The following is an 11,492-nucleotide window of genomic DNA, read 5'->3' as shown; positions in this document are numbered from 1 at the left end:
CCAGGATAAAGAAGTATAGTATTAATCAACGAGAAGTTGTCCATTCGGCAAGGATAATAGGCACGATCGAAACTAATAGTAAGGTTGTACCCATAGTCGCCAAGGGTAGCAATATTTTTTCATGCCGATACCAGAAATTATCTTCTGCCACTTCCAGGGCTGCTTTTGCTTCCTCCTCGTGCCCCACCATCTGTCGGGTTAATAAATGGTTAAGCGCAACAGGTGGGGTAAGATAGCCCAGCTCAAAAGAAACCAGCGTAATCATCCAGAAATGTACTGGATTGATGCCGTTGTTATAGGCGATTTGTGCAATCGTACCAGAGACCAGAACCACGGCCCCAAAGGGATCCATAATCATTCCGATAGCAACTAATACCACAATCAGAAACCCCAGCGTCATCCAGATTGAAGCAAACGTAGTCGGAATGTTACTTAGCACTCCGGAGCGCTCAATGACTCCTCCCAGCGCAAAAGAAAGCCCCATTAATAATAGTAAGGCACCGATATGAATGCTCGCCTCGGATGAAGCCATTCTTATCGTATATTCAAATTTATGCGCATCTTTTTCCGGGGAGGCAATTAATACTAGCCGCACAAAAAATTTTTCGTAAATAATCAGGCCAAGAATAATGACTGGCAATATGACGGGTGCAGTAAATTCGTCCATGCTGACATTTAAAAGATAGATATAAGCCAGAGAAATAAATAGCACAATCAGAGCATAAGGGAATAAAGGTACGAGTGCGCGCAGAAAAGGTTTAAATGCTTCTCGAGCCGGAGCGAGGTGCAGTCTTTCACGCTTGGTAATAAGCACAAACACTAGAAAAACGACGGCAGTCGTCATAAAGGTTTTAAATCCCCAGCTAAACAGCTGGTCGGTAACCACCTCTTTATTTAAAGCAGCGATCAATACGACTAACAGGCACGGGCGCAGCACCACTCCGGCACTTCCCGTCATGGCCGTTGCCGCTAAGGCGAGTTGCCTGCGCGCGCCAACTCGCCGCAACTCTTCATACACAATTGCACCCATGGCGATGATAATGATCCCCGATGCACCGGTATAAGCAGTCGGTACAGCCATTACAATCAAGGCGACAAAAGCGAGTAATTCGGGGGACATGCGCCAGGGTATAAAGATTTTAAAAACCAGGTCGCCTAATTGTGTGCGTTTTAATAACATCCCCACCCAGATATACAGGCCGATATTCAGGAATAAACCTGCTTGATCAAATAACAAGCTAAAAAATATGGCCGCGCCAGCCCAGTGATTTTCCAGCAGAAAAAAATATCCGCCAACAAAAAAGCTCATATAGATATACAAGGGAATCGATAGCATGGCATGTAACAAACTATCGCTACTTTTAGGCACATTTTTAAATTGCCGGGGTTTAATGATCTGGTATAAATTGACTGCACTTAAGCCCGCAAAGCCGGCAATTAGCAACAGGTATATTTCCGGATGATCAACCGTGGTTGCCGATTGATAAACACTGCTTCTATACCAGTAGGCAGAGAGTAGCAAAGTGAGATTACCGAGTAACTGAGCGAGGGTCGAAACTGTATGTTCTTGTTTCGATATGATGGGTCTAAAAGCAATGTGATGTTGCTTGATAGTACAAGTAACCGCACAAATAAAAATAGTCAGTATCAAGATAAGCCGCTGTTTTTCCGAGGCAAACAGGCTGATTGCTGCAACACTGGTTTCCAGAGTGCGAAAAATGATAACTGGGAGGGTAACTCTATGCTGATTTTTCTCTGCTATAGCGTGTTTTTTTTGGCACAACAGACGAGATTTTTGTAAGGAAGTGAGGGTTGCCTGGCGATTAAAAGGTTCTGCTTCAAAAAGATCCTCTAATTCGCCCTCGGCGCCCGTTTCAGATTCCAGTTTATTGAGTTCAGCTTGGATATCTGGATCTGGGTTGCAATCGGGAGTGGAAATATCCGTTCTAAGGGTAAAATAATCCTGCCATAGGGTTTCGCCTACATTCAGTAGGCGCGCATGCATTAGCTCACTATTGCCGGCGATAATAACCGCTATTAATAGCAAAAAAACGGGCAGGGTAGATAGCCATTCTCGACAGCTACGTAATTTGATAATTTCCAGCATAATCTTTAGGAAAGCATACGGCTTAGCTATTCTTTGTCTGCCGCTGTACATTCAGATTGCTGCGGGTCTTTTTTGCAGCGTAGCATGCGCATTAGTTTTAACATTTTAGCGTTATAAATGCCTTTATCCCGCAGCCTGATACGTGATTGCCTGAAGACTTCCAGATATCCGATGGCATCTGCCTCTGGCACAGATATCCACATTCTGGCGGGAATAGTTGCTTCGTATTTTTTTATCAAATCGACAGCTAAATCGAACTGGCTAAGAGAAAACTCACGGGATTTTTGCCCATAGCCTTGCGGAAAAGCAGCTTTGCGTATCACTACTTGCATCGTCAGTTGCACCAGAGAAAAATTGATAATACCGCCATTTGGCTCGAGCCCTTTATACAGCTCCATCGCTTCATAAACGATGGCAGGACCATAAGTAATGTCCACCGATCCATTATTAAATTTGCTATACATATTAGCGATTGAAGTACTTACCGGTGAGCCACCAATAAAATTCACCATTTCAACTTGAGTCGGATCGGAATCTAAAATAGCAATGCGTTTACCGGCTAGTTCTCCGACCGTATCAATAGTGCGGTCATTAACAAACATATAACCGGCCCCTGCAGGGAAAATAGCGACCACCTCATAAGGATCATTGAACATTAGTTTGGCCGCTTTTGGGCCGCTGATAGTGGTAACCACTGACTTTAAGTGATCATAGGTTGGCATGGCACCTATGGCATCCAGGCTACCGGTAAATGAATTAAACTGACGCGCGCGAATGCCGGTAAAACTTACCGCATCACACAAGCCTGCTTTAAAGTCTTCTGCGGCTACGCGCTCGCTGGTATAAGGTTTAAGTTCTAGTTCTACTCCCCAGGCCAGGGCAGCGGTTTTATAATCTTTCATCTGGGAAAAAAAAGGCCCGTTTGCACCTAATAAATCAAATACGCACATTTTTTTAGGTACGGCCTGGGCGGTAGCCATGCTGATTAGCAATAACAAAAAAGTGAATGATCGGTAGGTGAAAAATTTATTTATTATCATTATTATATTTTCCTGATTTCGGGCTTAAACCGCCAACAAGTTGAACATGGATACCGGAAAAAATCAAAGTATATCAATTATATCCACGGTGTCCGTTGTATCATTCGGGTCATCCCAGAAAGTACCTAATCCAGCAATCGGCGTACGCTTTCCGGTAGCCTCAGTCCATAGAGTATCGGAGATAGCTTGCAGTTGCAGAGTAGCAACTTTATCTAGAAATAAATAATCGGGATTCGCAGGCATACTGCTTCTGGTCGCAACATTTTCGCGGATAATGGCTTTAACGCGCTCAGTATCACCCAGCCCTGTGTAAATTTTTGCCGCGATTACCTGAACAATACGCACACCCTGCTGTAAGCCAATTTGCATGGCCTGATCCAATACCATTGATGGCTTAATGCCCGCAGGTCGATGGCTGGGAAAACTGATCCAGATAGCCGATTGAATAGCGTCGGGTATGCCCCACCATCGCGCGTTGTCCAAGCAGCCTGCTCCTCGCCCCACTTTCAGGCTTATATCTAGAGGTACTTTAGCATTGCCTTCGGAGGCAAGATCATTCAAGACAGCCTGCAAACCATCCATTAACCCAACCAGCCAGTAAAACTCATCATTCCAGTTAGCAAACTGAGGGCACTTATTTCCCGGCATTTCAGGATAGGCCAATTCTAGATTAAGATAGCCCTTTAGCTGCCTTTGTGCAGCGAGATTGAGATACCTTTTTTGCAGGATTCGGGCATCCTGCGCCTCGGTGACATTTTTAACATGTAGGGCACGAATATATCTAAGGGAGATGGAAAGAAATAATCATCCAGAACAACCAGGAGAAATGGTCAAAAACCATTTCTCCAACGATGGCATTCGGTCAACAAACTGATAATACGTCTTCATTGCTTTTTTACCTACCTTTACTCCTGTTTCATATATTTTTTCTGTTAATTTAACAATAGGTGCTTTGCCATTGTAGGTCATACTTTTGGCAAATTTTAAAGTTGTTTCAACTGTATCCATTATGTCGCCACTAATATGATTTTCATAGGCTCCCCATACTCGTTCAATTGGGTTATATTTACTATGATAAGGAGGGTAGTAGGCCAGTTTTATCTTTATGTTGCTTTTTTCAGCAAACTCCACAAGCCTTTTTATAAACTGAGTTCTGGAGCTACTGTTCTCCATACCATTGTCAGCGTTAATTGTCAGAATATCTACTCCATATTTTTCTTGAATTTCTGGCCAAATTTCTTCCAATCGGTCAACGATGAAATCACTGCTGGCATAGCCTGCTGTAAAGAAAAGGAAAAAATCATCATGTTCAGGCAGATAAAAACCAAAAGGAGTTAACTTTTCCTTAACATCTAAATCATGATCCTCTGCTTTTGTTAAAACCCGATTTCGTCCTCCCCGTGAAAAATTTCCTATATTCATTCTTGCTTTGGCATCAATTGATATACGAATCTCTTTTGGGTTGATATCTGCCATTCCATTGACTGAATGAACTTGTTCAAAAATTGCATCCGTTTCCTTGATTTTCTTATGAGGCTTTGTTTTTTGTACCTTTTTTGGATGGTAACTCAGGTCATTTAATTTTGTATTGATAGTTTTTGAGCAAGGTAATGTTTTTTCATCGTAATAATCAATCTCCAGTAAACGTTTTCTAACTTCTTTAGCCGTTAGCCGGGTATATAATCGACAGGAATTAAAAGAGGGATCCGTTTGACACTCCGGTTCAGCAATTTTTTTTATGTCATCAAGTAGATGAGGAAAATGCTCTTCACTTTTATTACGCCCTCTCGCTGAAAAATTATCTTCTATGGGCTGAGTTTCAAGTTCATATTGTCCTTTTCGGATAGTGCCTCTATTCCATCCTAGTTTTTCTTCAGCAATACTTGCACCACCTGAGCCTAGTAGCTCCACCGTTTCAGCCATGAATATACGACGTACCGAGCCTTTTAAACGATGGGCTGTATTTATAATCCAACCTATAATGCTATCTGTTAATATCAACAAGCTTATCTGCCTAGTGTGAGAATAAATTCAGAATTCATTATTATAAATTATTGAGACACAAGCTTACTTCGTTTGGATGATTATTTCTTTCCATCTCCCTAAGCTCTTCTTCGTTGGCCTTAAATTCCGCACAACTACCGGATAAAAAATCAAACATTACCGCTAGTTTATAGGGAGAGGCGTTGATCTGGGAAAGGCTGGGAACTAATAAAGTTAACGCTTCTGCCATGACGCAGCCCATTGCTACATCATCAGTTTTTAACACATAGGGTACGGCTTGATCTTCGATAAATCCGACTAACAGTTTCCCCGAGTTGTTAATCACCAGCATCGAGGTGGCATACAATAGCAGCAGGGTCAGCACTAGCCATTCCAGCCTATGATACAACTTTTGTCGAGTCTGTATTTTCATCATTATTACTCGCTAGGCTTGCATTCAGCATTGTTCATTTGATTATACTTCGCGCGGTCACGGATGCGGAAAATATAGTGAGCTGATTTTTGTCGATAGCAAGACGCTGAAACTGACGTATGGCTAGCTACGTAACGGTTTCAGAAGCGTAGCTATCGGCAAAAACTCAGCCGCTAGAAATCTGCATCCGTAACTGCGCAAAGTATAGCTCAGCGTAAGCTATTTATTCTCTATTTTTAGCGCTACATTCAGCCAACTGAGGGTCTTGCTGACAACGTGCCAGGCGCATAACCCGCAACATTCTTGCATCATAAACCCCTTTATCTCGCAGTGAGATACGGGTTTTTCTATAAATATCGTGATATCGCTCCTTATTATCTGCAGAAATACTTAACCAGCGCTGTGCTGGAATTCTATCTTCATAGCCTTGCGCAAGTAACACGGCTTTATCAAATTGACTCAGTGCGTATTCACGTGATTTTTGGCCAAAGGTATGCGGAAAAGCGGCTCTGCGAATAATGATTTGTAAACTGAGCTGTGCAACCGGGAAGCGAATAACACCGCCATTTTCCTGCAAGCCCTTATGTAGCTCCATTGCTTGATACACAACAGCAGGGCCATAGCTAACATCAACCTGCCCGGTATTAAATTTAGTATACATTTCTGCAATTGACGAGCTTAGGGAGGGCGTGCCCAGCAAACTAACTAATTCAGTCTGTGCCGGGTCATTATCCATCACTGCAATACGTATGTCGCTATGGCTACCCTGAGCATCAGCATATAGCCTGAGTAAAGATCGATCATTAACAAAGAGATATGCCGCACCCATAGGGATAATTCCTGCCACTTCATAGGGCTCGTGAATCATTAATGGCGCAGCGCGTGGGGTACTAATCGTGCTGATAATTGTTTTTAAATGGGTATATGAAGGAAGTGCCCCCATCGCATCTAGAGTCCCGGTAAAGTAGTTGAAATGGCGCGCCTGAATGCCGGTAAAGCTAGCCGCATCACACAACCCGGTGCTTAAATCTTTTGCTGCCTGTACTTCACTGATATAAGGCTTAAGTTGTAACTCAACTCCCCAATCCAATGCAGCAATCTGGTAATCTTTCATCTGCGCGTAGATCGGGCCATTTGCGCCTAATAAATCAAATACGCACAGGTTTTTTTTATCAGCCAGCACAACAAAGTTACTGGAAATTAAAAGGGCAAACAGCAACACCCTGGAAAAGTAATCAATTCTTCTTTTCATACCTGTCAGTCCTCATTTGATATGTCGCTCAAAGTAATTCGTCGATATCAATGGTCTCCACAACCGTACCTGTATCATCCCAAAAAGTCCCGAGTCGACCCAGAGGCGTACGTTTTCCAGTGGCCTGTGTCCATAGGCGATCAGAAATTGCCTGAATTTGCACTCGGGCAACCTGGTTGAGAACTTCAAACTCAGGATTTTCCGGGGCTGATTCGCTTAACGCGGCATAACGACTAATAATCTGCTTTACTTCTGCAATGTTCCCTTGCCCCAGATAAACCTGCGCCGCTAAGACATGGGCAACTCCCATTCCTTGCTCTGCGCCCACTTGCATGGCTTGTTGCAAAACTTCTTTAGGTGATTTATTCAGAGGTTCATTACCCGGAATTGCTATCCATATAGCCGCCTGAATAGCGTCGGGCACTCCCCACCATTGCTGGTTATCTATACAAGCAGCTCCGCGACCTACTTTTGCGGCAATATCCATAGGCACTTCAACACTGCCTCCAGAAGCTATATCATTAATAATCGCCTGTATGCCATCTAATAGGCCAAGCATCCAGTAGAGCTCCTCATTGTCAGATGCAAACTCAGGGCATTCACCGCCGGGTTCAGAGATAGCTGTTACCAGAGCACGATATCCGGTTAATTGCCTGCGTGCAGCCAGCCCCAAAAGCCTTTGCTGAGCAATACGCGCATCCTGAGCTTCAATAGAATTCTTAGCATAAATCGCGCGCAAATAGCGCAACTCTTCGTCCTGTGCCTTGAATTCAGCGCAGCTACCCGCGACTAGATAAAACAGAATGGCAAGCTGGTCAGGAGGCGTCGTAACTCTGGAAAAACTTAATAGAAAGGGTGTGAAAGCTTCAGCCATTGAACATCCCAGAGCGACATCATTACTCGCCAGCATATAAGGCACGCCCTGATCTTCGGCATAACTCAGGAGAATATCCCCAGTGGTTTTATACGCCATAGTACAGGCGTTTAGAAACAAGGATGAAGCAAGTAACAAGAATAAAGGATATTTTTTTTTCAAAGCGATAGCCCAATCTATTATAGGAATAAGATGTCTTTCTTGAATTTCATTCTAACTCATAAAGCGCTCGCATAGATAAAATGTATTTTACTTTCGCCTAACACTCTTTTCAGGGATAATGGGGGATTTTGTAAAGCTAGTTTAATTCCCTAAGCGCATGAAACAAAAGTTAGAAGCTCTCTTATCACAGGCTGTTGAGGCTCTGAAAACAGACGGAATTTTAGAGCAAGAACTCAAGCCACAAATCAATATTGAGCGAGCGCGTGATCAGCAGCATGGCGATTTTGCAACTAATCTGGCAATGATGCTGGCAAAACCGGCGAAAATGAATCCACGTCTGTTAGCGGAAAAAATTATAGCAGTTCTGGCTCCAGATGCGGCAGTAAGCAAGGTTGAAATTGCAGGTCCCGGATTTATTAATTTTTTTATAGATCCTAAAGCGCAGTACCAGGTTATTACCAGCATTCACGAGCAAGGGAATAAGTTTGGCCTAAGTCAGATTGGTGCCGGTAAAAAGGTACAAGTCGAGTTTGTTTCCGCTAACCCTACCGGCCCTTTACATGTCGGTCATGGTCGAGGTGCGGCTTATGGGTCGGCTGTTGCTGATTTATTAGCTGCGGTTGGTTTTGACGTAGAACGTGAATACTATGTGAATGATGCGGGCCGGCAAATGGATATTTTGGCGGCAAGTATTTGGTTGCGCTACCTGGAAGAATGTGGCGAAGTGCTGACTTTTCCGAGCAATGGTTATCGGGGCGATTATGTACGCGAGATTGCAGCCAACTTGCACCGCGAATCAAATAATGAATATCGTCATCCGGTCAATCTGGTTTTTGAAGATATTCCGGCTGATGAACCGCAAGGCGGCGATAAAGACACACATATTGATGCCTTGATTGCACGTGCTAAAACCCTATTGGGTGACAAGCAATATCGCAATGTTTTTCAGGCCGGTTTAAATGAAATATTAGCCGATATACGCCATGATTTAAGCGAGTTTGGAGTTTCTTTCCAGAAGTGGTTTTCAGAACGTCAGTTGATGGACGATGGCTCTATAGATGAAGCGCTTAAACGCCTGGGCGAAGCCGGATATTTATACGAAAAAGAAGGCGCTACCTGGTTTGCTTCCAGCAAACTAGGTGATGAAAAAGACCGCGTCGTGGTGCGTGAGAATGGCCAAAGCACCTATTTCGCTTCGGATATAGCCTACCATATGAATAAGCTGGATCGGGGCTTTGAGCAAATAATCAATATCTGGGGAGCTGATCATCATGGCTATATTCCTCGTGTGAAAGCAGCCATGCAGGCGCTGGGCGCAGATACCGAAAAGCTAAAAGTGTTGCTAGTGCAATTTGCAGTATTATACCGGGGTGGAGAGCAAGTGCAGATGTCTACCCGTTCAGGCTCATTTGTTACGCTGCGCCAATTGCGCAATGAAGTAGGCCAGGATGCAGCACGCTTTTTCTATATAATGCGTAAATCCGAGCAACATATGGACTTTGATTTAAAACTAGCTACGTCTAAAACCAATGAAAATCCAGTTTTTTATGTGCAATATGCGCATGCGCGTGTTTGTAGTGTACTCAAGCAATTAGCTGAAAAAGGCTTGCAGCGTGATATTCAGTTAGGCGAAGAAAACCTGGACAAGCTCACTGCCGAGCAAGAAATTTCCCTGGTAAGTAGCCTAAGTCGATATCCAGAAGTATTAGAGAAGGCAGCTCTACAATACGAGCCGCATTTACTGATTAACTATTTACGTGAATTAGCGGCTGAGTTCCATACTTATTATAATGCCCATCAATTTATTGTAGATGATATCGTATTGCGTAATGCGCGACTGAATCTAATCTATTCTGTAAAACAGGTGTTAGCAAATGGCTTAAACCTGCTCAGGATTAATACGCCGGAAGCAATGTAATGGCAAGAGACTATAAGCATAGAGCAAATAAAACAGGTCAGGCAGCAAAGCGCCAGCCAGCCAATAGCAACAAACGAACACCCATTAGAACCAGAGCAAAATCGGCTAATTACCAACCTGGAGTACCACTATGGCGCTGGGTTCTAGTGCTTGGACTGGTGGGTTTATTTGCTTATTTTCTTTATAGTCTGTCTTTAACATCCACCTCTGAGCAACCGACGAGAGTCACTAAGCCACTGGCGCGGCAAGTAACAAAAATAGCGCCTAAACCAAAACCCAAGCCGGTCAAAAGTGCAAAAAAAGCAGCCGTAAAACAAGAAATTCAGTACGACTTTTACACCATTCTTCCTGAAGCGGAATTCGTGATTCCCGACCATGAAGTGAAAACTCGTAAACGCGAAGAGCGCGTAGGCAAGGCAAAACCAGGCGTGCAGTATTCTGTACAAGCCGGTGCTTTTCGTCACTATAAAGATGCAGACAGCTTAAAAGCCAAATTAATCATGATGGGCTTTACTCCCAAGATAGAAAAAGCCATTATAGGATCTGTTACCTGGTATAGGGTCAAGATGGGCCCATATAATCAACTGGCCTCAGTTGATGCCATCCAATCCCGACTTAAGTCCAATAATATGGATGCGCTGGTGATTGAAGTAAAAAAACAATAGCGTTTTCTGTCACGTTATATTCCGTAGAGCGGACTTCAGTCCGCAATTTATGCTATACCCTTTCTAATATTTCCTGAGTAAAAATGCTTGGGCTTTTTTCTTGCTATAAAAAGCTATTACTCTGCTGTTTTTATATATATTTTCAGGTAAAACCTGGGGGATATCATCCAATAAGGTGTCGTTTCTTTGTGTTGACATAGCATACCCTAGTGTCTAGACTGATGTTTGCTAATAGCGGCAAGTTTGCCTGATTTATAGGCTAATATCTATTTATCAGGGGAAATTGACGTGGTATTTAAAAAGACAGGTGAATGTGCCTGATAAGTATATAGTTAGCGTATAAAAAATGAGCAATATGGATATAAATACAGTTTTTGTTATTGGTGCTGGTGCTGGTGCAAGTAAGGAAGCGAACTTGCCGACGGGTCGTGAACTTAAGGACAAAATATCTCGCCTACTTGATATACGTTTCGACTTTCATCAGCAAGAGCATGGTGACTACCAAATAGTTAATGCACTGAGAGAGCTTGTGAAAGGTGAAGACGGAAAGAACGGTGACATAAACCCTTACATACATGAAGCGTGGCATATCAGAGATGCCCTTCCGCAAGCCATATCAATTGATAACTTTATTGATTCTCAGCGCGGTAATGAAAAAATTGCGATATGCGGAAAACTAGCAATTGTACGATCAATATTGGACGCTGAAAAAAATAGCATTCTTTTTTTTGAAAAGCATGGAAGAGAATCAGCAACCAAAAGCAACCAATAACCAAAAGGGGCAGACTCGATTGAAAAGCGAACATGTATAGAGTCTTTCCATGCAATATTACTCTGTCAACTATAATATAATTAGGAGTTTACTACGTGCTTGACCGAATGATAAGAGCCGTATGAGTCGAGAGATTCGTGAGACGCTTGGAGGAGGGTGCCCCTTGCTTACTCGACCAAGGCACTCCACTCGGACAAATTTACCGGTGAGTGCGGCGTTATGCAAAAAAGAACCGCTTCCAAAAACTTGAATACAATTTCTTTAAAGTATATACTTGGATAAACAA

10 protein-coding genes are annotated in these 11,492 nt (G+C 43.1%); 3 read left to right on the top strand and 7 right to left on the bottom strand.

Going from position 1 to position 11,492, the window contains the following annotated elements; all coding sequences use genetic code 11:
• Nucleotides 1-25: 25 nt before the first annotated feature.
• The 7 genes from ACQY3F_RS21950 to ACQY3F_RS21920 all read right to left on the bottom strand — a co-directional run bounded on the left by ACQY3F_RS21950 (nucleotide 26) and on the right by ACQY3F_RS21920 (nucleotide 7,851).
• Complete coding sequence (locus ACQY3F_RS21950; protein ID WP_428357241.1) at nucleotides 26-2,158, bottom strand: TRAP transporter large permease subunit; 2,133 nt, start codon at nucleotides 2,156-2,158, stop codon at nucleotides 26-28.
• Nucleotides 2,134-3,147: a putative solute-binding protein gene (locus ACQY3F_RS21945; protein ID WP_428357239.1), complete on the bottom strand. Its 1,014-nt coding sequence runs from the start codon at nucleotides 3,145-3,147 to the stop codon at nucleotides 2,134-2,136. The genes ACQY3F_RS21950 and ACQY3F_RS21945 overlap by 25 nt, the downstream gene beginning before the upstream one ends.
• 63 nt (nucleotides 3,148-3,210) lie before the next feature.
• Nucleotides 3,211-3,795, bottom strand: coding sequence for a hypothetical protein (locus tag ACQY3F_RS21940; protein ID WP_428357237.1), 585 nt, complete (start codon nucleotides 3,793-3,795; stop codon nucleotides 3,211-3,213).
• Between the two features lie 156 nt (nucleotides 3,796-3,951).
• On the bottom strand, nucleotides 3,952-5,148 hold the full coding sequence (locus tag ACQY3F_RS21935) for an ISAzo13 family transposase (RefSeq protein ID WP_428352931.1): 1,197 nt from the start codon (nucleotides 5,146-5,148) through the stop codon (nucleotides 3,952-3,954).
• Nucleotides 5,149-5,191: 43 nt separating this feature from the next.
• Nucleotides 5,192-5,566 (bottom strand): hypothetical protein, encoded by a 375-nt coding sequence (locus tag ACQY3F_RS21930; RefSeq protein WP_428357236.1) that lies wholly within the window; start codon nucleotides 5,564-5,566, stop codon nucleotides 5,192-5,194.
• Nucleotides 5,567-5,786: 220 nt separating this feature from the next.
• Nucleotides 5,787-6,815: a putative solute-binding protein gene (locus ACQY3F_RS21925; RefSeq protein ID WP_428357234.1), complete on the bottom strand. Its 1,029-nt coding sequence runs from the start codon at nucleotides 6,813-6,815 to the stop codon at nucleotides 5,787-5,789.
• Between the two features lie 28 nt (nucleotides 6,816-6,843).
• Complete coding sequence (locus tag ACQY3F_RS21920; RefSeq protein WP_428357233.1) at nucleotides 6,844-7,851, bottom strand: hypothetical protein; 1,008 nt, start codon at nucleotides 7,849-7,851, stop codon at nucleotides 6,844-6,846.
• 157 nt (nucleotides 7,852-8,008) lie between these two features.
• Between ACQY3F_RS21920 and argS the strand changes: the two genes are divergently transcribed.
• The 3 genes from argS (at nucleotide 8,009) to ACQY3F_RS21905 (ending at nucleotide 11,206) form a co-directional block, all read left to right on the top strand.
• Nucleotides 8,009-9,769 carry an arginine--tRNA ligase gene (argS, locus tag ACQY3F_RS21915; RefSeq protein WP_428357231.1) on the top strand — a complete coding sequence of 587 codons (1,761 nt, stop codon included), beginning with the start codon at nucleotides 8,009-8,011 and terminating at the stop codon, nucleotides 9,767-9,769.
• A complete protein-coding gene (locus ACQY3F_RS21910; protein ID WP_428357230.1) occupies nucleotides 9,769-10,434 on the top strand; it encodes an SPOR domain-containing protein in 666 nt (221 codons plus the stop codon). Before argS ends, ACQY3F_RS21910 begins: the two co-directional genes overlap by 1 nt.
• Before the next feature lie 355 nt (nucleotides 10,435-10,789).
• Nucleotides 10,790-11,206 carry a hypothetical protein gene (locus tag ACQY3F_RS21905; protein ID WP_428357229.1) on the top strand — a complete coding sequence of 139 codons (417 nt, stop codon included), beginning with the start codon at nucleotides 10,790-10,792 and terminating at the stop codon, nucleotides 11,204-11,206.
• The last annotated feature ends 286 nt before the right edge of the window (nucleotides 11,207-11,492 follow it).

The sequence above is a fragment of the Methyloprofundus sp. genome, from assembly GCF_965251085.1.
Taxonomy (GTDB): Bacteria; Pseudomonadota; Gammaproteobacteria; order Methylococcales; family Methylomonadaceae; genus Methyloprofundus.
The sequence above is the reverse complement of the archived record's forward strand: the minus strand, read 5'-3'. Positions and strand labels throughout refer to the sequence as shown.